At 70.9% G+C, this 20,304-nt stretch carries 19 protein-coding genes; 5 read left to right on the forward strand and 14 right to left on the reverse strand.

From position 1 onward, the window contains the following. Positions 1-38: 38 nt before the first annotated feature. The 14 genes from IG90_RS0106650 to IG90_RS0106715 all read right to left on the reverse strand — a co-directional run bounded on the left by IG90_RS0106650 (position 39) and on the right by IG90_RS0106715 (position 12,822). Positions 39-311, reverse strand: a complete 273-nt coding sequence (locus IG90_RS0106650; protein WP_030578961.1) for a GlsB/YeaQ/YmgE family stress response membrane protein — start codon at positions 309-311, stop codon at positions 39-41. Positions 312-396: 85 nt separating this feature from the next. After that, on the reverse strand, positions 397-789 hold the full coding sequence (locus IG90_RS0106655) for a YccF domain-containing protein (RefSeq protein ID WP_030578964.1): 393 nt from the start codon (positions 787-789) through the stop codon (positions 397-399). Then, the gene (htpX, locus tag IG90_RS0106660; RefSeq protein WP_030578967.1) at positions 786-1,649 is read right to left on the reverse strand and encodes a zinc metalloprotease HtpX; all 864 of its coding nucleotides are present in this window, start codon (positions 1,647-1,649) and stop codon (positions 786-788) included. The genes IG90_RS0106655 and htpX overlap by 4 nt, the downstream gene beginning before the upstream one ends. Positions 1,650-1,946: 297 nt before the next feature. Further along, positions 1,947-2,411 (reverse strand): large conductance mechanosensitive channel protein MscL, encoded by a 465-nt coding sequence (gene mscL / locus IG90_RS0106665; protein ID WP_030578969.1) that lies wholly within the window; start codon positions 2,409-2,411, stop codon positions 1,947-1,949. Positions 2,412-2,526: 115 nt separating this feature from the next. After that, positions 2,527-4,113: an NADH-quinone oxidoreductase subunit N gene (locus IG90_RS0106670; protein WP_030578973.1), complete on the reverse strand. Its 1,587-nt coding sequence runs from the start codon at positions 4,111-4,113 to the stop codon at positions 2,527-2,529. Next, positions 4,110-5,777 carry an NADH-quinone oxidoreductase subunit M gene (locus IG90_RS0106675; RefSeq protein ID WP_030578977.1) on the reverse strand — a complete coding sequence of 556 codons (1,668 nt, stop codon included), beginning with the start codon at positions 5,775-5,777 and terminating at the stop codon, positions 4,110-4,112. Before IG90_RS0106675 ends, IG90_RS0106670 begins: the two co-directional genes overlap by 4 nt. After that, on the reverse strand, positions 5,774-7,774 hold the full coding sequence (locus IG90_RS0106680) for an NADH-quinone oxidoreductase subunit 5 family protein (protein WP_030578981.1): 2,001 nt from the start codon (positions 7,772-7,774) through the stop codon (positions 5,774-5,776). The genes IG90_RS0106675 and IG90_RS0106680 overlap by 4 nt, the downstream gene beginning before the upstream one ends. Then, a complete protein-coding gene (gene nuoK, locus IG90_RS0106685; protein ID WP_030578984.1) occupies positions 7,771-8,205 on the reverse strand; it encodes an NADH-quinone oxidoreductase subunit NuoK in 435 nt (144 codons plus the stop codon). The genes IG90_RS0106680 and nuoK overlap by 4 nt, the downstream gene beginning before the upstream one ends. Then, entirely contained in the window at positions 8,205-8,825 is a 621-nt protein-coding gene (locus tag IG90_RS0106690) for an NADH-quinone oxidoreductase subunit J family protein (protein ID WP_030578988.1), read from the reverse strand. Before IG90_RS0106690 ends, nuoK begins: the two co-directional genes overlap by 1 nt. Then, on the reverse strand, positions 8,822-9,418 hold the full coding sequence (locus IG90_RS0106695) for a NuoI/complex I 23 kDa subunit family protein (protein ID WP_030578991.1): 597 nt from the start codon (positions 9,416-9,418) through the stop codon (positions 8,822-8,824). Before IG90_RS0106695 ends, IG90_RS0106690 begins: the two co-directional genes overlap by 4 nt. Next, a complete protein-coding gene (locus tag IG90_RS0106700) occupies positions 9,418-10,386 on the reverse strand; it encodes a complex I subunit 1/NuoH family protein (RefSeq protein WP_030578994.1) in 969 nt (322 codons plus the stop codon). The genes IG90_RS0106695 and IG90_RS0106700 overlap by 1 nt, the downstream gene beginning before the upstream one ends. Then, positions 10,383-11,741 carry an NADH-quinone oxidoreductase subunit C gene (locus tag IG90_RS0106705; RefSeq protein WP_030578997.1) on the reverse strand — a complete coding sequence of 453 codons (1,359 nt, stop codon included), beginning with the start codon at positions 11,739-11,741 and terminating at the stop codon, positions 10,383-10,385. The genes IG90_RS0106700 and IG90_RS0106705 overlap by 4 nt, the downstream gene beginning before the upstream one ends. Then, positions 11,738-12,415, reverse strand: a complete 678-nt coding sequence (locus IG90_RS0106710; RefSeq protein ID WP_030578999.1) for an NADH-quinone oxidoreductase subunit B — start codon at positions 12,413-12,415, stop codon at positions 11,738-11,740. The genes IG90_RS0106705 and IG90_RS0106710 overlap by 4 nt, the downstream gene beginning before the upstream one ends. Beyond that, positions 12,406-12,822, reverse strand: coding sequence for an NADH-quinone oxidoreductase subunit A (locus IG90_RS0106715; protein WP_051860042.1), 417 nt, complete (start codon positions 12,820-12,822; stop codon positions 12,406-12,408). The genes IG90_RS0106710 and IG90_RS0106715 overlap by 10 nt, the downstream gene beginning before the upstream one ends. A 217-nt stretch (positions 12,823-13,039) precedes the next feature. On the opposite strand from IG90_RS0106715, the gene IG90_RS0106720 reads away from it, so the two are divergent. From IG90_RS0106720 to IG90_RS0106740, 5 genes are all read left to right on the forward strand, one after another. After that, positions 13,040-14,215 carry a sensor histidine kinase gene (locus IG90_RS0106720; RefSeq protein ID WP_030579003.1) on the forward strand — a complete coding sequence of 392 codons (1,176 nt, stop codon included), beginning with the start codon at positions 13,040-13,042 and terminating at the stop codon, positions 14,213-14,215. Between the two features lie 265 nt (positions 14,216-14,480). Then, positions 14,481-15,842 carry a sensor histidine kinase gene (locus tag IG90_RS0106725; RefSeq protein WP_030579006.1) on the forward strand — a complete coding sequence of 454 codons (1,362 nt, stop codon included), beginning with the start codon at positions 14,481-14,483 and terminating at the stop codon, positions 15,840-15,842. A gap of 327 nt (positions 15,843-16,169) precedes the next feature. Beyond that, the gene (locus IG90_RS0106730) at positions 16,170-16,829 is read left to right on the forward strand and encodes a response regulator transcription factor (RefSeq protein WP_030579009.1); all 660 of its coding nucleotides are present in this window, start codon (positions 16,170-16,172) and stop codon (positions 16,827-16,829) included. A 397-nt stretch (positions 16,830-17,226) separates the two neighbouring features. After that, complete coding sequence (locus IG90_RS0106735; protein WP_030579012.1) at positions 17,227-19,191, forward strand: 2-oxoacid:acceptor oxidoreductase subunit alpha; 1,965 nt, start codon at positions 17,227-17,229, stop codon at positions 19,189-19,191. Continuing rightward, positions 19,184-20,257: a 2-oxoacid:ferredoxin oxidoreductase subunit beta gene (locus tag IG90_RS0106740; RefSeq protein ID WP_030579015.1), complete on the forward strand. Its 1,074-nt coding sequence runs from the start codon at positions 19,184-19,186 to the stop codon at positions 20,255-20,257. Before IG90_RS0106735 ends, IG90_RS0106740 begins: the two co-directional genes overlap by 8 nt. The last annotated feature ends 47 nt before the right edge of the window (positions 20,258-20,304 follow it).

A 20,304-nucleotide genomic window follows, 5' to 3' on the forward strand; every position in this document is an offset into this window, starting at 1 on the left:
GCGCCGGCCGCTCGCGGGCCCCGGTGCGAGCCTCCGGGTCAGCGGCGTTCGCGGGAGTTGCCGAACAGCAGCCGGTAGGCGATGAGCAGCACCAGAGCGCCGGCGATGGCCGCGATCCAGGTCGCGGTGTCGTAGAAGTCGTTGCTGATGGGGCGGTCGAGGAACTGGCTGGAGAGCCAGCCCCCGACGAAGGCCCCGGCTATGCCTATGAGAGTGGTGCCGATGATGCCTCCCGGGTCGCGTCCCGGGAGGAGGATTTTGGCTACGACCCCGGAGATCAGCCCAAGAATGATCCAACTGATGATGCCCATGTCGCTGCACCTACCCCTTGCGTCGTCTTGGAACCCAAGACGCGGTGGGCAGGTGTTCGGTTGCCAGGAGCCCGGAACTGCCAGGTCAGCGGGTGGCGAAGGGCTGGTCGGTGCGGACGATCTCCTTGCCGAAGGGCATGAGGGAGACGGGGATCAGCTTGAAGTTGGCGATGCCGAGGGGGATGCCGATGATCGTGATGCACAGCGCGATGCCGGTGGTGATGTGGCCGAGGGCGAGCCACCAGCCGGCGAGGATCAGCCAGAGGACGTTCCCCGCGCAGGAGGGCGAGCCGGCGTCCCGGCGGTCGACGACGGTGTAGCCGAAGGGCCAGAGGGCGTAGACGCCGATCCTGAAGGCGGCGAGCCCGAAGGGGATGCCGATGATGGTGATGCAGAGCAGGAGTCCCGCGACCAGGTAGCCGAGGAACATCCAGAATCCGCAGAGGATCAGCCAGATGACGTTCAGGATGGTTTTCACGGGCGATGACCTGCCATCTGTTCTAGTCGGGCGATGCGATCCGCCATCGGCGGGTGGGTGGAGAACATTCTCGCCGTCCCCTGGCCTGGGCGGAACGGGTTCGCGATCATCATGTGGCTCGCGGTCTCGATCCTCGGCTCGGGCGGCAGCGGGAGCTGTCTCGTCCCGGCGTCGAGCTTGCGCAGGGCACTGGCGAGAGCCAGCGGGTCGCCGGTGAGCTGGGCTCCGGAGGCGTCGGCCTCGTACTCGCGGGAGCGGCTGACGGCGAGCTGAATGACTGAGGCGGCGAGCGGCCCCAGGATCATGATCAGGAGCATGCCGAGGAGGCCGGGTCCCTCGTCGTCGTTGGAGCGGCCCACCGGGATGAGCCAGGCGAAGTTGACCAGGAACATCACGACGGAGGCGAGGGCTCCGGCGACGGACGAGATGAGGATGTCCCGGTTGTAGACATGGCTGAGCTCGTGGCCGAGGACGCCGCGCAGCTCGCGCTCGTCGAGGATCTGGAGGATGCCCTCGGTGCAGCAGACGGCGGCGTTGCGCGGGTTACGGCCGGTGGCGAACGCGTTGGGCGCCTGCGTCGGGGAAATGTAGAGGCGCGGCATGGGCTGACGGGCCGCCGTGGAGAGCTCGCGGACGATGCGGTAGAGCTGCGGCGCCTCGAATTCGCTGACGGGGCGGGCGCGCATGGCACGCAGGGCGAGCTTGTCGCTGTTCCAGTACGCGTAGGCGTTGGTGCCGACGGCTACCAGGAGCGCGACGACGAGGCCCGTACGTCCGAAGAAGCTGCCGATGACGATGATGAGTGCGGACAGTCCCCCGAGGAGTACGGCGGTCTTCAGCCCGTTGTGCCGGCGGTGCACGGTACGCCCTCCAAGTGGTGCAGCAGGGGAACCCTTTGCATGGTGGTGCTCCACTCCCCAGTGGAGCCTCCTGTACTGGTCAACGCCAGGCGAAAGGAGCTAGTTCCCTTGTGCGTGCGGCCGGAGGGCGGGGGGCGTGCCGATTGTTCACGCCGGTCGGACCCCCGGCCCCGTACGGAGTGGCGCTGGGCCGTACGGGTGGCGGGGCGTCATCGTGGTGCGAGGGTGGATCGGTTCGACGGTGGGTCGGTGCCGCTGTGCGGTCGGTGCCGCTGTGCGGTCGGTGCCGCTGTGCGGTCAGTGCTGCTGTGCGGGGAGCTTGGCGAGGGAGAGTGCCTCGGGGTCGGGCTCGACCTCGCTGGTGCAGTGGCCGCAGCGGGAGGCGACGGCGGGGATCTCGCTGAAGCAGCGCGGGCAGTCGCGGAGGGCGGCCTTGATGTCGACGGCCTCTTCCTGCTCCTTGGTGAAGCGGTTCTGCACCTTGGCCATGGGAACGACGACGCAGAAGTACAGCACCGCGGCGGTGATCAGGAAGGCGATGGCGGCGCTGATGAAGAGGCCGTAGGGGAAGACGACGCCGTCGATCTTGTAGGAGGCCTTGCTGAAGTCTCCGGTCCCCCGGGTGGCGAGGCCGATCAGCGGGGTGATGAAGGCGTTGCTGAAGCCCGTGACGACGGCGGTGAACGCGGCCCCGACCGCGAGACCGATCGCCATGGAGATGACGTTCCCGCGCAGGATGAAGTCCTTGAACCCGTTCAGCACTGCTCTCTCTCCTCTTGTTCCTGACACGTCAACGCCGATTTCGTGACGTATGCAGCCAAGACCTTGCCCTGTGGCGAGGGCCGCGGGCAAACCGATCTTGCGGGCCCGGGAGGGCTCAGAACAGGCTCACGGAGGCGAAGCGCAGGACGGCCTGCGGGACCCCGGAGAGCAGGATTCCGGCGGTGGCGGTGAGGAGGACCGCCGCGGTGAGGGGGGCGGGGGCGCGGAATCGGCGCGCCGGGGCGGAGGCTGCGGCGCCGGTGGCCGCCCCGGCCGCTGCCGGGGTTGCGTCCGGCGTACGGAAGAGGATCGCGGTCCACTGAAGGTAGTAGTAGAGAGCGATCACCACGTTGACGGCCATGACGACGGCGAGCCAGCCGAGGCCCGCGTCGACCGCCGCGGAGAAGACGGTGACCTTCGCGAAGAGCCCGATGATGCCGGGCGGCAGTCCGGCCAGGCAGAGCAGGAAGAAGCCGAGCGCCAGGGCCGCGAGGGGCCGGGTGGTGTACAGGCCCCGGTAGTCGGAGAGCCGGTTGCCGGGGTGCGTACGGGCGACGAGGGCGGCGACCGCGAACGCGCCCAGGTTCACGACGGCGTACATGAGGGCGTACGCCACCGTGGAGCCGATCTGCTCACCGGTGGAGTACGCGGCGGCGGCGATCGGGACCAGGAGGTAGCCGGCCTGGGCGACCGAGGACCAGGCGAGGAGGCGGACGGCGCTGCGGGCACGGGAGGCGTTCTGGCGGAGGGCCGCGACGTTGCCGACGGTCATGGTGAGCGCGGCGAGGACGGCGAGTGCGGGCCCCCAGACGTCGGCATAGGAGGGGAACGCGATGACGGTCACCAGGATGAGCCCCGAAAACCCGACGGCCTTCCCCACGACGGAGAGGTAGGCGGCGATCGGGAGGGGCGCGCCGACGTAGGTGTCGGGGACCCAGAAGTGGAAGGGCGCGGCGGCGGTCTTGAAGGCGAAGCCGACGAGGGTGAGGGCCACACCGGTCTTGGCGAGGGTGTCGAGCACCGGGGGCACGTCGTCGAGGCGGGCGGCGATCTCGGTGAGGTGCAGGGTGCCGGTGGTCGCGTACACGAAGCTGACGCCGAGCAGCATGACGGCGGTGGCGACGACGGAGGAGAGGAAGAATTTCAGCGCGGCCTCGGAGGAGCGCCGGTCGCCGCGCTTGATGCCGACGAGGGCGAACGCGGGCAAGGAGGCGACTTCGAGGGCGACGACGAGCGTGGCGAGGTCGCGGGAGGCGGGAAGCAGGGCGGCCCCGGCGGCGGAGGCCAGGAGCAGGAACCAGTACTCCCCCGCCGGCAGTTTGCGGGTGTCGTCGAGCGAGAGCAGGACGGTGAGGAACGCGCCGCCCAGGACGAGGGCCTGGATGACGACGGTGAAGTGGTCGGCGGTGTAGCTGCAGGCCTGTGCGCCGGTGTTGACGCAGAAGGTGGACCGGTCTCCGGCGCGCAGGGGGATCAGGAGCGCCAGGGCGGCGGCGAGGGCGGTGAGGGCGCCGTAGCCGAGGAGCTGTTTGCGGTGCGCGGGCAGGAACAGGTCGGCGACGAGGACGATCAGGGCGGCCAGCGCGGTGAGGGTGGGGGGCGCGATGGCCAGCCAGTCGATGGACTGGACGACGCTGGGGGCGTCGGCCGCGATGGTGTGCTCGATGAGGCTTCCTGCGGTGGTGCCGATGTCCGCGGTCACGACTTGCCTCCTGCGAGGAGCTGCTGCACGGCCGGGTCGGTGAGGCCGAGGAGGACGGCGGGCCAGAGGCCGGCGAGGACGGTGAGCGCGGCGAGCGGGGTCCAGGTGACGGCTTCGTACGTCTGGATGTCGGCGAGCTGCGGGGTGGTGGTGGCCGGCCGGGCTCCGGCGGCCCCGGACGGCTGGGGGCCGGCCGCCGCTTGCGGAGCGCGGTCGTCGGGCGACAGCCGGGAGTGGGGTGTGTGCTCACCCATGCAGACGCGGCGGACGACGATGAGCATGTACGCAGCGGTGAGCAGGGTGCCGAACGCCCCGATGGCCATGAAGGTGCGGAACGCGGGGCGGCTGAGGCCTTCGGCGGGGCTGTACGCGCCGAACAGGGTGAGCATCTCGCCCCAGAATCCGGCGAGTCCGGGCAGGCCGAGCGAGGCGACGGCGGCGAAGGCGAGCAGCGCGCCGAGGCGGGGGGCCCGGCCGTAGAGGGCGGCCCCGGTCGCTCCGGCGAGGGTGTCGAGGTCGGCGGTGCCGTAGCGGTCCTTGACGGCGCCGACCAGGAAGAACAGCAGGCCGGTGATGAGGCCGTGGGCGATGTTGGCGAAGAGCGCGCCGTTGACTCCGGTGGGGGTCATGGTGGCGATGCCGAGCAGGACGAAGCCCATGTGGCCGACGGACGAGTAGGCGATGAGCCGCTTGAGGTCGCCCTTGGCGCCGGTACGGGCCAGGGCCAGGCAGGCGAGGGATCCGTAGACGATGCCGACGACGGCGAACGCGGCGAGGTAGGGCGCGAAGGTCCGCATACCGTCGGGGGCGATGGGGAGCAGGATCCGCACGAATCCGTACGTTCCCATCTTCAGCAGGACGCCCGCGAGGAGCACCGACCCGACGGTGGGGGCGGCGGTGTGGGCGTCGGGGAGCCAGCTGTGCAGGGGCCACATCGGGGTCTTCACGGCGAGGCCGAGACCGATCGCGAGTACGGCGATGACCTGCACGGATGTGGTGAGGCCCCGGCCGTTGTCAGTGGCGAGTGCCACCATGTCGAAGGTGCCGCTCTTCAGCCCGACGAGGAGGAGGCCCAGCAGCATGACGACCGAGCCGAGCAGGGTGTAGAGGATGAACTTCCAGGCGGCCGCCTGCCGTTGGCCGCCGCCCCAGCGGGCGATGAGGAAGTACATCGGGATGAGGACCATCTCGAAGGCGAGGAAGAAGAGCAGCAGGTCGAGGACGGCGAAGGTGGCGAGGGTGCCGGACTCCAGGACGAGGACGAGGGCGACGAAGGCCTTCGGTGAGGGGCCCGCGGGCAGCTTGAAGTAGCTGTACAGCGCGCAGAGGAAGGTCAGCAGCGCGGTCAGGACCAGGAGGGGGAGCGAGATGCCGTCGATGCCGAGGTGGATGCGGACGTCGAGCGCCGGGATCCAGCTGATGTCGGTGGTCGCCTGCATCGTGGCGGGGTGGTCGTGGTCGAAGCCGACGGCCAGGACGATCGCGGCGATGAGGACGGCGCCGGTGACGGTCACGCCGTGGCGGAGCACGGCCTGGTCGGGGCTCTTCCCCCTGAGCCCGGGCGGGGCGGGGAGCAGGGCCGCGACGGCGCCGAGGAGCGGGGCGACGACGATGAACGCCAGAAGGAACTGCATCACGGACGCACTGATATCGATCACGGTCACGACCCCGCGTTGACGTTGGCGAAGACGACGGCGGCGATCGCCAGGACGAGGGACCCGGCGAGCAGGGCGCCGGCGTAGGTCTGCACGTTGCCGGTCTGGGCCCGGCGGACGGCGGTGCCGAGGAGGCGGGTGACGGCGCCCGATCCGTTGACGTAGGTGTCGACGACCTCGCGGTCCAGGAAGCGGACGAGGCGGGCGGCTCCCTGGACCGGCCGGACGAACAGCGCCGTGTACAGGACGTCGAGGTGGAAGCCGGTGACCGCGTGGCGGTGGAGCGGGCCCAGGAGGAGTCGTCCCGGGTCGGCCGGGTCGGAGGCGTCCGCGATGGTGCCGTAGACGGCGGTGTGGGACGTCATGGCCTCGGCTTCGACGAGGGCGGGTTCGGCACCGGGGTGGGCGACGACGGCGCCGATGGGGTTGCGGGCGGCGAGGGCGGTGGTGTGCCGCCAGGCGCCGTAGGTGACGAGCCCGCCGACGAGGCCGACCCCGGTGGACAGGACGGCCGTGGTGAGGGACGGGGTGAGGGCGTGCCCGTCGAACCAGTCGCCGATCGCACCGGCGGTGAGGCCGAGGCCGATGGTGGGGACGGCCAGGATCCACAGGACGGAGGTCATGGCGACGGGCTGCCGGCCGTGGTCGGGCACTTCGGCCCCGCGGCCCCGGAAGGCGAGGAGCCAGAGGCGTACGGCGTAGGCGGCGGTGAGGACGGCGGCCAGGAGCCCGGCGATCAGGATCGTCCAGCCCGCGGCGGCCGGGGCGACGGTCCGGTCCCCGAGGGCCGTGTGCTCGGCGGCGACGAGGACGGCTTCCTTGGAGAAGAAGCCGGCGAACGGTGGGATGGCGGCCAGTGCGAGGAGGGCGACGGTCATCGTCCAGTAGGCGTCCGGGATGCGGCGGGCGAGGCCGCCCATCCGGGACATGGCGGCCAGTGAGTTGGTGCCCGCGGCGTGGATGACGACGCCCGCGGCGAGGAAGAGGACGGCTTTGAACGCGCCGTGCGAGATCAGGTGGAAGACGGCGGCGCCACGGTCGCCGACGGCGAGGGCGCCCGACATGTAGCCGAGCTGGCCGATGGTCGAGTAGGCGAGGACGCGTTTGATGTCGTCCTGGGCGAGGGCGGCGAGCCCGGATCCGATCATCGTGACGGCGGCCATCACGGCGAGGACGACGAGCGCAGCGCCGGAGGCCGCGAAGACGGGCAGCAGGCGGGCCACGAAGTAGATGCCGGCGGCGACCATCGTCGCGGCGTGGATGAGCGCGGAGACGGGGGTGGGGCCGGCCATCGCGTCCGGTAGCCAGGTGTGCAAGGGGAACTGGGCCGACTTGCCCGCGACGCCCGCGAGGAGCAGCAGGGCGATGAGAGTGGGGTGATCGAGTCCGCCGGTGCCGACGGCCGCGAGGATCTTGGTGATCCGGAAGCTGCCGGTGTCGGCGGCGAGCGCGAACAGCCCGACCAGGAAGGGGACGTCGCCGAGCTTGGTGACCAGGAAGGCCTTGAGGGAGGCGGCCCGGGCCTCGGGCGTCTCCCAGTAGTGGCCGACGAGGAAGTAGGAGCAGATGCCCATGACCTCCCAGCCGACCAGGAGCACCATCAGGTCGCCGGAGTAGACGACCAGGAGCATCGCGGAGGTGAAGAGGGAGACGAGGGCGGCGTAGGAGGGGTAGCGGGCGTCGTCGCGGAGGTAGGCCGTGGAGTAGAGCTGTACGCAGGTGGCGACGACGGCGACGAGGACGGCGACCAGGACGGCGAAGCCGTCGAGGTGCAGCGCCAGGTCGATCGGGACCGAGCCGGTGGGTGTGAGCTGGGTCGCGGCGTCGATGGCCCGGCCGCCGCCCTGGCGGACGGCGACGATCACGGCGAGAACGGCCGCGGTGAGGGTCGGAATGATCGCCAGCGGGCGGACGAAGCCGGGGGCGGTGCGGCCGACGGCGAGCCCGGCGAGCGCGCCGAGGAACGGGAGGAGGGGTACGAGGGCGGCGAGAGTCGTGGTGGTCACGTGGTGGCCTCTGCCTTCTTCGTCTTCCCTGAGTTCTCGTCGTTCCCGTCGTCCTTGTTCCCTCCGCCGTGGGGCAGCTCGGCGTTGTCCGCCTCTGCGTCGTCGGGGAGCGTCTCGGCTTCGTCGGTCTCGGCGGTGTCGCGGAGCCGGTCGATGTCGGAGCTGCCCCGGTTGCGGTAGACGGCCAGGACGATCGCGAGTCCGATGCCGATCTCGGCGGCGGCGATGGCGATGGTGAAGAGCGTGAGGGCCTGGCCGGAGTGGAGGGTGTCGCGGAGCCAGACGTCGAAGGCGACGAGGTTGAGGTTGACGGCGTTGAGCATCAGCTCGACGGACATCAGGACCAGGATCGCGTTGCGGCGGGCGAGGACGCCGTAGAGGCCGACGCTGAAGAGGAGGGCGGCGAGTACGGCGGGATAGGCGAGGTGCATCAGCTCTGCTCCTCCTTGGCCGTGCCGTTCGTGCCGGGGCGGACCGTGGTGTCCGTGTCGCGTCTGCGGGACAGGACGATCGCACCGACGAGGGCGGCGAGCAGCAGGACGGAGAGCGCTTCGAAGGGCAGGACCCAGTTCCGGAACAGGAAGGCGCCGGTGACTTCGGTGGAGCCCTGGGCCGGCCCGTCGAGCTCGATCCAGGTGGTGCGGAAGGCGTCGGCCACCACCCAGACGAGGGCCGCCGCCGTGGCGGCGGCCACCCCGAGGGCGACCCACCGGTTGCCCGAATCGGCGTCCGGGGAGCGGCCGATGGGGGCCCGGGTGAGCATCAGGCCGAAGAGGAGGAGAACGACGATGGAACCGACGTAGATCAGCACCTGCACCCAGGCGATGAACTCCGCGGTGAGCAGGAGGTACTCGACGGCCAGTCCGCCGAGCGCCACGACGAGCCAGAGCGCTGCGTGCACCAGCTGCTTGGTCGTGACGGTGATGACGGCGGCGCCGAGGGTGGCGAGACCGACGAGGAGGAACGCGATCTCCACGCCGGACGGTGAGAGGAACCCGGGGTGGTCGCCGGCGGCTGCGATGAACACGGGAGGCGCGGTGTGAAGCGTCACGAGGTCCCTCCCTGCTCGTCTTCCTCCGGCTCTGCCTGCTGTGTCTTTTGTGCCTGCTCCTCCTGTGCACGCTGGGCTGCGAGCTTGTCCGCGGTCTTGCGGGCGGCGGCGATCTCCTTCGGCTCCTCGGCCGCGGGGTCGAGGGCGGGCGGCTCCGGCACGGTCCACATCCACTCGCGGAGCTTGTCGCGCTCGTGGGTGAGTTCGTGGATGTCCGTCTCCGCGTACTCGAACTCGGGCGACCAGAACAGCGCGTCGAAGGGACACACCTCGATGCAGATGCCGCAGTACATGCACAGGGAGAAGTCGATGGCGAAACGGTCGAGCACGTTCCGGCTGCGCTCACGGCCACCGGGGGCGGCGGGCGGCGACGTCTCCTTGTGGGAGTCGATGTAGATGCACCAGTCGGGGCACTCACGGGCGCAGAGCATGCAGACCGTGCAGTTCTCCTCGAACAGCCCGATGACGCCGCGGGAGCGGGGCGGGAGTTCCGGCTGGGTGTCCGGGTACTGCGCGGTGACGGTCTTCCTCGTCATCGTGCGGAGGGTGACGGCAAGGCCTTTGGCCAGGCCGGATCCAGGGATCGGGGTCATCAGTTGATCGCCACCTTCACGATGCCGGTGAGCGCGATCTGCGCGAGGGCGAGCGGGACGAGGGTGGTCCAGGCGAGCTTCTGCAACTGGTCCTCACGAAGGCGCGGGTAGCTGACACGCAGCCAGATGACGACGAACGCGAGGAGGGCGGTCTTGAGGAGGGTCCAGAGCCAGCCGAGTCCGTCGGCGCCGAACGGGCCGTGCCAGCCGCCGAGGAAGAGGACGGTGGTCAGGGCGCACAGGATGACGATGCCCGCGTACTCGGCGAGGAGGAACAGGGCGAAGCGCAGACCGGTGTACTCGGTGTACGCGCCGAAGATGATCTCGGAGTCGGCCACGGGCATGTCGAACGGGGGGCGCTGGAGTTCGGCGAGACCGGCCACGAAGAAGACCAGGGCGCCGACGATCTGCCAGGGCAGCCACCACCACTCGAAGGCGTCGAGGATGCCGGTGAGCGAGACCGTACCGGCCGCCATGGCCACGGAGGCGGCGGTCAGGAGCATCGGCAGCTCGTAGGAGAGGAGTTGCGCGGCGGTACGGAGGCCTCCGAGCAGCGAGAACTTGTTGGCGGAGGCCCAGCCCGCCATGAGCGAGCCGAGGACGCCGATGCCCATGACGGCGAGCACGAAGAAGATGCCCGCGTCGATGACCTGGCCGACCGCGCCGTCGCCGGGGCCGACGGGGATGACCACGAGGACGAGGAGGTACGGGAGGAGGGCGACGGCGGGGGCGAGCTGGAAGACGCGGCGGTCGGCGGCGGCCGGGACCACGTCCTCCTTCTGCGCGAACTTCACGCCGTCCGCGACGAGCTGGGCCCAGCCGTGGAAGCCGCCTGCGTACATGGGGCCCAGGCGGCCCTGCATGTGGGCCATCACCTTGTGCTCCGTCTGGCCCACGAGGAGCGGGGCGACCAGGAACACGACGAAGATGACGGCCAGGCGGAGGGCGACGTCGAGAGCGTCGTTCACTCGGGATCGCCTCCGGCGGGGTGGTCGGGGGTGGGCTTGTCGGGGGCGGGTTCGTCAGGGGCGGGGGTGGGCTCGTCCTTGGGGGCGGGCTCGCCTTCGGACTCGGCGGCCTCGCTGGGAGTGGAGGGTTGCCCGGGGGCGGGGCCGCTGCGCGGGGCTTCTGCCCTGCCCGCCGCTTCCCGAACCGGGGGCTCCGCCCCCGTGCCCCCGCTGCTCGAACGCCGGAAGGGCTGAGAAGACGCGTCCGGAGACCCGGCCTCCGGGCCGCCAGGGCTTTCCGCGCGCGCAGAGGGCTCGGGCGGCTGCGCGGAGCCGCTCGCCTCCGGGCCCTCCGGTTCGTCGAAGGCCGGTCGGGCGTCGTGCCACGGGGCGTCCGTGCTGCGCACCCGGGGCGGCGGCCCCGAGGTGTCCCCGGGCGCGTCGGGCTCCGGGCGCTGGCTGGCCGAGCCCTCGGACGCCGACCGGGAACGGCGCGGGCGGGTCGTCGGGGGTGCGTGCGGGGGCGTGGTGACCGTCGGCTGTGCGGTCGTCGAAGGCGCCTCCGGGGATGCGGATGCCTCCGGCGTCGCGGGGGCGTTCGTGCCGGTGGCCGCGGAGGCGTTCGCGCCGGACGCCGTGGGGGCCTCCGCGCCGGGCACCGTGCGTTGTGCCGCCGAGCCCTCGCCCGCGGTGCGGGTGCGGCGGGGCGGGCGGTCGGCCGCGGGGCGGGCGGCTCGGGCCGGACGGGCGGCGACCGGGGGGAGTTGGCCCTTCAGGGGGCCCCATTCGTTCGGGTCGGGGACCCCGGGCGGGAGCATCGCGCGACGCTTGGGACCGGTGTGGCCCTCCGCCGGCTCCCCCGGTTCCTTCGCCCCGGGCCAGGCCTTGGCGACACGTGCGGCCAGGACGAAGTCCTTGCGCAGCGGGTGGCCCTCGAAGCCTTCCGGCAGCAGCAGCGGTACGAGATGGGGGTGGCCCTCGAACGCGACGCCGAACATCTCGTGCGTCTCACGCTCGTGCCACGCGGCGCCCGCGTAGACGTCGATGGCGCTGGGCAGCACCGCCGCGTCGTGCGGCACGGTCGTCCTTACCATCAGACGCCGCACCGTACCCGTGCCCAGTGCCGCGACATGGGCGCAGACGCGGAAGCCGACGCCCGGTTCGTCCACGGCGCTGAGCCAGTCGAAGTAGCTGCATCCGAGTTCGTCGCGGGCGGTCCGCAGCGCGGTGAGCCAGGCGGCGGCGGGGACGTCGACGGTCAGCAGGTCGTACGCCGACTCCGCCGCGGCCTCGTCGCCGAACAGGTCGGTGACCGCGTCCGGCAGCCGGTCGTAGGCCTCGGCCGCGGTTTCGGCGTGCTGGTCGTGTTCGCTCATCGCTGCCCCTCCCCCGGAGTCGATGTCCCTGTCGAGGCCGGCTTCGGAGTCGGCGCGGCGACCAGGCCGCTGCGCAGGGCCTCGGTGGACGGGCCGCCGCCCGTCGCCCCGGAGGCGTACCGCTCGGCGAGGGATTCGCGCGCGATCTTCTCCTGGAGCTTGAGGATGCCCTGGAGCAGCGCCTCGGGCCGGGGCGGGCAGCCGGGTACGTACACATCGACGGGGATGATCTGGTCGACGCCCTTGGTGACGGAGTACGAGTCCCAGTAGGGGCCACCGCAGTTGGAGCAGGCGCCGAAGGAGATGACGTACTTCGGTTCGGGCATCTGCTCGTACAGCCGCTTCACGGCCGGGGCCATCTTGTCCGTCACCGTGCCGGACACGATCATGAGGTCGGCCTGACGGGGGCCGGGCGCGAACGGGATCACGCCCAGCCGGATGAAGTCGTGGCGTGCCATGGACGCGGCGATGAACTCGATGGCGCAGCAGGCGAGTCCGAAGTTGAAGACCCAGAGGCTGTAGCGGCGGCCCCAGTTGAGGACGACCTTCATCGGCTCCGGTGCGAGCCGGGAGAGCACGCCGAGGCGCTTCGGCTCCGGGAGGAGGACCGGGTCGGACGAGGGCGGGGTCGCGGGCTGCTGGGACGCGGGGGTCGGCCGGCTCGTCAGGCCCATGCGAGGACGCCCTTCTTCCATGCGTAGAGCAGTCCCACGGCCAGGAAGCCGAGGAAGATGAACATTTCGACCAGGGTCGTCGCCCCGTATCCGGGCGCCGCGAACACCGTGGCCCACGGGAACAGGAAGATGGAGTCGACCGCGAAGATCACGTACAGGAACGCGTAGACGTAGTAGCGGACCTGGGTGTGCGCCCAGCCCTCACCGACCGGGTCGACGCCGCATTCGTAGGTGAGGAGCTTCTCCGGGGTGGGGACGACGGGGCGGAGCAGTCGCCCGGCTCCGAAGGCCACGGCGACGAACAGGACACCGACCAGGGCGAGCAGGCCGATGACCGAGTAGCTCTGGAAGTACTCCGAGGCGAGTGCGGTGGGTCCGTCCACCGGGCGGCCGGACACGCCGGTCATGCCTGCCACGTCGGTCACGTCGGTCACGTCGGTCACGTCCGCCCTCGCTCCTTCGTCGTCCGCATCTGTCCCGCGCACCTGTTCTGTACGCACGGGAGTCTAGGGCCTGTTAAACGGAGCGTAAGCAGCCGCGTCGGGCATCGGGTGGGGTTATCCCTACTTCACCCCACCCATGAGCCCCATGGTGTGCGCGGGTGCGGCCCGGCAGGCTGTGGGTATGACCATGAGCCCTTCCCTGCCGGACCCCGACCGGCTGCCGCCCGCCCGCATCGCCCTTGACCGGTGGACCTGGCGGGAGGTCGCGTATCTGCTCGCCAATCTGCCGTTGGCCGTCGTGGGGTTCGTCTACACGGTCCTGGTGATCGCCGTCGGGGCCGGGCTCTCCGTCACGGTGATCGGTCTGCCCCTGCTGGTCGGCGGGCTCCAGGGCTCCCGGCTGCTGGGCCGGCTGGAGCGGCGGCGGGCGCGGGGGATGCTCGGCGTACGGGTCGAGGAGCCGAGTCCGCTGGCGCGCGGCCACCGGGACCAGGGGTTCTTCGCCCGGCTGTTGGCGGGGCTGAAGGACCCGGTGGGCTGGCGGGCGTTGCTGTACGGGTTCATCCGGCTGCCGTGGGGGGTGCTGACGTTCGCGGTGACGCTGGTGAGCCTGTTCGTCCTGTGGCCGGTGCTGCCGTTCATCACGCGGGGGCTGACGACGGTGGACCGGGCGATGGCGCGCGGACTCCTGTCGCCCTCGGACGAGCTGGAGCGGCGCATCGCCGAGCTGGAGTCGGACCGGGGCGTGGTCGTGGACACCGCCGCCGCCGACCTGCGCCGGATCGAACGCGACCTGCACGACGGCGCACAGGCCCGCCTGGTCGCCCTCGCCATGGGGCTCGGCCTCGCCAAGGAGAAGCTCACCGACGACCCCGAGGCCGCGGCCCGCATGGTGGACGAGGCGCACGGCGAGATCAAGGTCGCCCTTCAGGAGCTGCGCGATCTGGCCCGCGGCATCCACCCCGCCGTCCTCACCGACCGGGGCCTGGACGCCGCACTCTCCGCCATCGCCTCCCGCTGCACGGTCCCGGTCAAGGTGTCGGTGGGGCTTCGGGGGCGTCCGGCGGAGGCGATCGAGGGCATCGCGTATTTCACCGTCTCGGAGCTGCTCCAGAACATCAGCAAGCACAGCGGCGCGCGGTCGGCCTCCGTCGACGTGTGGCGTTCGGCGGACCGGCTGATGCTCCAGGTCACGGACGACGGCGGAGGCGGGGCCCGGATGGGCGGCGGATCGGGGCTGGCGGGGCTCGCCGAGCGGCTCGACGCGGTCGACGGGGTGTTCGTCCTGGACTCGCCGGAGGGCGGGCCGACGACGGTCACCGCCGAGCTGCCCTGGCGCGACCGGGCTGCGGCCTGACCGGTTGTACGGCTGCCCGCCCCGGGGGTGAATTGCCTGGCTGCGCCGGCTGCCCCGGGCGTGGCCTCGGCCTGCCTGACCGCCCCCTCCCGGGGGTGGGGAAAACCCCCGGTCGCATACGGAGAGGGACCTCATGGTGCGGAAGGCCGCCGGCCAGCACCCTTGAGGGAGAACGGTCCGTGGTGACGGGCCGCCTCCGCGCCATCGCGGCGCACGCCCCACGCACAGCCCACTGAGAGACTGAGACAGAGACGGACGGGGACTCATGGCCACGGCATACGGACCGGACACGCGGGACCGGGAGCATCAGGGTTCCGGCCCCGGCTTCGGGGCGAAGACCCCGGCGAAGCACTTCCTCCCGGCGCCGCTGCGTGCACCGCTGGAGGTCCGCGCCTGGCGCGAGCTCCTCTACGCGCTGCTGAGCTTCCCGCTCAGCACGGTGATGTTCGTCTTCGCGGTCACCATGACGTCGATGAGCGCGGGCCTGCTGGTCACCTTCATCGGGATACCGGTCCTCGCGGCCGGTCTCGCCGTCTGCCGGGGCTTCGGTGCGCTGGAGCGGCACCGGGCGCGCGGGCTGCTGCGGGTCGAGGTGGCGGATCCGGAGCGGGTGCGGGGGAAGACCGGCGGCCCGATGTCCTGGATGGGCGCGGTCCTCAAGAGCGGGGTGTCCTGGCGGCACCTGCTGTTCACGCTGCTGCACTTCCCGTGGGCGACGTTCACGTTCGTCGTCGCGATCACGTTCTGGACGTACGGCCTGGCGGCGCTGACGTACCCGCTGTGGTTCTGGCTCTTCCCGGTGTTCGGGGGGCAGGACGGCCTCCAGCTGTACGGGGACCGTACCCACCGGGAGTATCTGGACTCGCCGGGCGAGCTGGCGGTGACCGGGGCGCTGGGCCTGGCGCTGGTGCTCGCGGCACCGTGGATCGTGCGGGGGCTGCTGACGGTGGACCGACTGATGGTCACCGGTCTGCTGGGCCCGTCCCGGCTGGCCAGCCGGGTCTCCGAGCTGGAGTCGGACCGGGGCGTGGTCGTGGACACCGCCGCCGCCGACCTGCGCCGGATCGAACGCGACCTGCACGACGGCGCGCAGGCCCGCCTGGTCGCCCTCGCCATGGATCTGGGTCTGGCGAAGGAGAAGCTCACCGACGACCCCGAGGCCGCGGCCCGCATGGTGGACGAGGCGCACGGCGAGGTGAAGGTGGCCCTTCAGGAGCTGCGCGATCTGGCCCGCGGGATCCACCCCGCCGTCCTCACCGACCGGGGCCTGGACGCCGCGCTCTCCGCGATAGCCTCCCGCTGCACCGTGCCCGTGACGGTCGAGGTGGATCTGGACTCACGGCCCGCGCAGGCGATCGAGGGCATCGCGTACTTCACGGTCTCGGAGCTGCTCCAGAACATCAGCAAGCACGCCCGGGCGACCCGGGCCACGGTCGACGTGTGGCGGGCGGCCGACCGGCTGATGCTCCAGGTCACGGACAACGGCCGAGGCGGGGCGTCGTCGGCCTCGGGCGGCGGCCTGGCCGGGTTGACGGAGCGGCTGGACGCGGTGGACGGGGTCCTTGTGGTCGACTCCCCGGCCGGCGGTCCGACGACGGTCACGGCCGAGCTGCCCTGGCGCGGCTGACCGGACGCGAATCCGCCCCGTCCTCGTACGCCCCGTCGCCCGGCCCCTCGGCCGGGCGACGGGGCGTACGAGGACGGGGCGTACGAGGCGGGGCGTGCGGCGGTGTGCCGTGGTCCTCGCACAGCGCTGCGTAGGTCTCTTCGTCAGGCTCTTCGACCGGTCCGCTCGGGTTATCCACAGGGCCCCCATCCGGGTCCCGGTCCTGGGATGCTTGAGCGGTCGGGGCGTGCTGCGCGGTGGTCGGGCGTGGTGCGTGCGGGGTCGCGGAGAACGCGGCGTATTCGGAACAGTGGGGGACTCGCAGTCGTGGAGAACGTGGAGAACAGGGTGCGCGTGGTCATCGCCGAGGATTCGGTCCTGCTCCGGGAGGGGCTCACCCGTCTGCTCACCGATCTCGGGCACGACGTGGTCGCGGGGGTCGGGGACGCGGAGGCGCTGCTCAAGACCGTGGCGGAGCTCGGCGCCCAGCAGGCGCTTCCCGATGTGGTGGTCGCCGATGTGCGGATGCCGCCGACGCACACCGACGAGGGGGTGCGCGCGGCGGTGCGGCTGCGGAAGGACTACCCGGGCATCGGGGTGCTGGTCCTCTCCCAGTACGTGGAGGAGCAGTACGCCACCGAGCTGCTGGCGGGCAGCAGTCGCGGGGTGGGGTATCTGCTGAAGGACCGGGTGGCCGAGGTCCGCGAGTTCGTGGACGCCGTCGTCCGGGTGGCGCAGGGCGGGACGGCGCTGGACCCGGAGGTGGTGGCGCAGTTGCTGGGCCGCAGCCGGAAGCAGGACGTGCTGGCCAGGCTGACGCCGCGCGAGCGGGAGGTCCTCGGTCTGATGGCCGAGGGCCGGACGAACTCCGCCGTCGCCCGGCAGCTCGTGGTGAGCGACGGGGCGGTCGAGAAGCACGTCAGCAACATCTTCCTGAAGCTGGGGCTCTCGCCCAGCGACGGCGACCACCGGCGTGTCCTCGCCGTGCTGACCTACCTGAATTCCTAGCAATCTGACACATTGTCAGATACTCCGAAGCCGGAGGCGAGCGCGGGCCCCGGCGACCACCCGCCGGAAGCGCGCCGGGGTGCGTTGCGCAGGTCCGGGGGTGCCCGGCGAGCGCCGGACGGGCTCCCCTGTCAGGGGAGAGTCACAGGAGAACCAAGAAGAGGACACAAGGGGAGACCAAGGGAGGCCTAGGACCAAAGACTCAGAGTGCGGCCGCCTTCGTCCCACGATCGAGAGGCTCACGAAAGGTGACAAACCTTACTGAAAGGGTGTCTCAAAACAGCGTCCACCATATGATCGGTCCCTGGGGGGCCACCTACGCGGACGTAGGGTGGCCTCTGGGATCGCCGGCTGGCCGGACGGTTCCGAACCGCCGCCCCAAGGGAGGTCCAGTTCAGTGACGAGCCAGGTCAGTAGCGCGGCAGAAAAGGCCGATGAGGCCAATGACGCCGTCCTCGGGGGGCAGCGAGCCCCCCTGTCAGGTACGACGGGAACCACGGGCGGCGACGGGAAGGAGATCCGTCGCCTGGACCGGGTGATCATCCGCTTCGCGGGCGACTCGGGTGACGGTATGCAGCTCACGGGTGACCGGTTCACCTCGGAGACCGCTTCCTTCGGCAACGATCTCTCCACCCTGCCGAACTTCCCGGCCGAGATCCGGGCCCCCGCAGGCACCCTGCCGGGGGTCTCTTCCTTCCAGCTCCACTTTGCCGATCATGACATTCTGACCCCGGGCGATGCCCCCAACGTCCTGGTCGCGATGAACCCCGCCGCGCTGAAGGCGAACATCGGCGACGTACCGCGCGGCGCGGAGATCATTGTGAACACCGACGAGTTCACCAAGCGGCCGATGGCGAAGGTGGGGTATGCGACCAGTCCGCTGGAGGACGGTTCGCTGGAGGCCTACAACGTCCATCCGGTGCCGCTGACGACGCTGACGCTGGAGGCTCTGAAGGAGTTCGGGCTTCCCCGCAAGGAGGCCGAGCGGTCCAAGAACATGTTCGCGCTGGGTCTGCTGTCGTGGATGTACCACCGGCCGACCGAGGGGACGGAGACGTTCCTGCGGGAGAAGTTCGCCAAGAAGCCGCAGATCGCCGAGGCGAACGTGGCCGCTTTCCGGGCCGGGTGGAATTTCGGTGAGACGACCGAGGACTTCGCGGTCTCCTACGAGGTCGCCCCGGCCTCGCACGCCTTCCCCACCGGCACCTACCGCAACATCTCGGGGAACCTCGCCCTGTCCTACGGCCTGATCGCCGCCGGACAGCTGGCGGACCTGCCGCTCTACCTGGGGTCGTATCCGATCACCCCGGCCTCGGACATCCTGCACGAGCTGTCCCGGCACAAGAACTTCGGTGTGCGGACCTTCCAGGCCGAGGACGAGATCGCCGGGATCGGTGCGGCGCTCGGTGCGGCGTTCGGCGGAGCGCTGGGCGTCACGACGACGTCCGGCCCCGGGGTGGCGCTGAAGTCGGAGACGATCGGGCTAGCGGTCTCCCTGGAGCTGCCGCTGCTGATCATCGACATCCAGCGCGGCGGACCGTCCACCGGGCTGCCGACCAAGACCGAGCAGGCCGATCTGCTCCAGGCGATGTTCGGGCGCAACGGCGAGGCCCCGGTCCCGATCGTGGCCCCGCAGACCCCGGCCGACTGCTTCGACGCCGCGATCGACGCCGCCCGGATCGCCTTGACGTACCGGACTCCGGTCTTCCTGCTCTCCGACGGCTACCTCGCCAACGGTTCCGAGCCCTGGCGCATCCCGGAGACGGCGAGCCTGCCCGATCTGAAGACCGCCTTCGCCACCGGCCCGAACCACACCCTGGCCGACGGCACCGAGGTCTTCTGGCCCTACAAGCGCGACCCGCAGACCCTGGCCCGCCCCTGGGCCATTCCCGGGACGGCCGGCCTCGAACACCGCATCGGCGGGATCGAGAAGCAGGACGGCACCGGCAACATCTCCTACGACCCGGCCAACCACGACTTCATGGTCCGCACCCGCCAGGCGAAGATCGACGGCATCGAGGTCCCCGACCTCCAGGTCGACGACCCGGCCGGGGCGGCCACGCTGGTGCTCGGCTGGGGGTCGACGTACGGGCCGATCACCGCCGCCGTACGCCGGCTGCGCGCCGCGGGGGCGCCCATCGCCCAGGCCCATCTGCGCCATCTCAATCCCTTCCCGAAGAATCTCGGCGAGGTACTGAAGCGCTACGACAAGGTCGTCGTGCCGGAGATGAACCTGGGCCAGCTCGCGATGCTGCTGAGGGCTAAGTATCTGGTGGACGCCCACAGCTACAACCAGGTCAACGGAATGCCGTTCAAGGCCGAGCAGCTCGCCACGGCCCTCAAGGAGGCCATCGATGCCTGACACCGACGAACTGCGGCACAACGAGCTGCTGCAGCTGGTGCCCAAGGCCGAGGCGAAGCAGTCCATGAAGGACTTCAAGTCCGACCAGGAAGTGCGCTGGTGCCCCGGCTGCGGCGACTACGCGGTCCTCGCCGCCGTCCAGGGGTTCATGCCGGAGCTGGGTCTCGCGAAGGAGAACATCACCTTCGTCTCCGGCATCGGCTGCTCCTCCCGCTTCCCGTACTACATGAACACCTACGGGATGCACTCCATCCACGGCCGCGCCCCGTCCATCGCGACCGGGCTCGCCACCTCCCGCCGCGATCTGTCGGTGTGGGTGGTCACCGGTGACGGCGACGCGCTCTCCATCGGCGGCAACCACCTGATCCACGCCCTGCGGCGGAACGTCAACCTGAAGATCCTGCTGTTCAACAACCGGATCTACGGGCTGACGAAGGGCCAGTACAGCCCCACCTCCGAGATCGGGAAGATCACCAAGTCGACGCCGATGGGGTCGCTCGACGCGCCCTTCAACCCGGTGTCCCTCGCCCTCGGCGCGGAGGCCACGTTCGTGGCGCGGACGGTCGACTCCGACCGCAAGCACCTCACGAGCGTGCTGCGCGCGGCCGCCGAGCACTCGGGCACGGCGCTCGTGGAGATCTACCAGAACTGCAACATCTTCAACGACGGCGCGTTCGAGGTCCTCAAGGACAAGGAACAGGCCGCCGAGGCCGTCATCCGCCTCGAACACGGGCAGCCGATCCTCTTCGGCTCCCAGGAGCCCAAAGGCGTCGTCCGCGACCCGGCCACCGGTGATCTGCGGGTCGTGGCCGTCACGGAGGAGAACCGCTCGCAGGTCCTCGTCCACGACGCGCACGCGGAATCGCCCACGACAGCGTTCGCACTGTCGCGGATCGCCGACGCGGACACCCTGCACCACACCCCGATCGGGGTGCTGCGCAGCGTCGAGCGGCCCGTCTACGACACGCTGATGTCGGACCAGCTGGACGCCGCCGTCGAGCGTGACGGCAAGGGCGACCTCGGCTCGCTCCTCGCGGGCAACGACACCTGGACGGTCATCGGCTGAGCCGAGCGAGGACCGTACCCGCGCCACCACGCGCGCCGCCCGGGGCC

This window comes from Streptomyces anulatus (assembly GCF_000721175.1).
Taxonomy (GTDB): Bacteria; Actinomycetota; Actinomycetes; order Streptomycetales; family Streptomycetaceae; genus Streptomyces; species Streptomyces anulatus_C.

What these genes read in the sequence shown, in the direction of transcription:
- IG90_RS0106725 (WP_030579006.1), top strand. Translation starts at nt 14,481, where the DNA reads ATGGCCACGGCATACGGACCGGACACGCGGGACCGGGAGCATCAGGGT.
- IG90_RS0106695 (WP_030578991.1), bottom strand. Translation starts at nt 9,418, where the DNA reads ATGACCCCGATCCCTGGATCCGGCCTGGCCAAAGGCCTTGCCGTCACC.
- IG90_RS0106650 (WP_030578961.1), bottom strand. Translation starts at nt 311, where the DNA reads ATGGGCATCATCAGTTGGATCATTCTTGGGCTGATCTCCGGGGTCGTA.
- nuoK (WP_030578984.1), bottom strand. Translation starts at nt 8,205, where the DNA reads ATGCACCTCGCCTATCCCGCCGTACTCGCCGCCCTCCTCTTCAGCGTC.
- IG90_RS0106740 (WP_030579015.1), top strand. Translation starts at nt 19,184, where the DNA reads ATGCCTGACACCGACGAACTGCGGCACAACGAGCTGCTGCAGCTGGTG.
- IG90_RS0106710 (WP_030578999.1), bottom strand. Translation starts at nt 12,415, where the DNA reads ATGGGCCTGACGAGCCGGCCGACCCCCGCGTCCCAGCAGCCCGCGACC.
- IG90_RS0106705 (WP_030578997.1), bottom strand. Translation starts at nt 11,741, where the DNA reads ATGAGCGAACACGACCAGCACGCCGAAACCGCGGCCGAGGCCTACGAC.
- IG90_RS0106720 (WP_030579003.1), top strand. Translation starts at nt 13,040, where the DNA reads ATGACCATGAGCCCTTCCCTGCCGGACCCCGACCGGCTGCCGCCCGCC.
- IG90_RS0106715 (WP_051860042.1), bottom strand. Translation starts at nt 12,822, where the DNA reads ATGACCGGCGTGTCCGGCCGCCCGGTGGACGGACCCACCGCACTCGCC.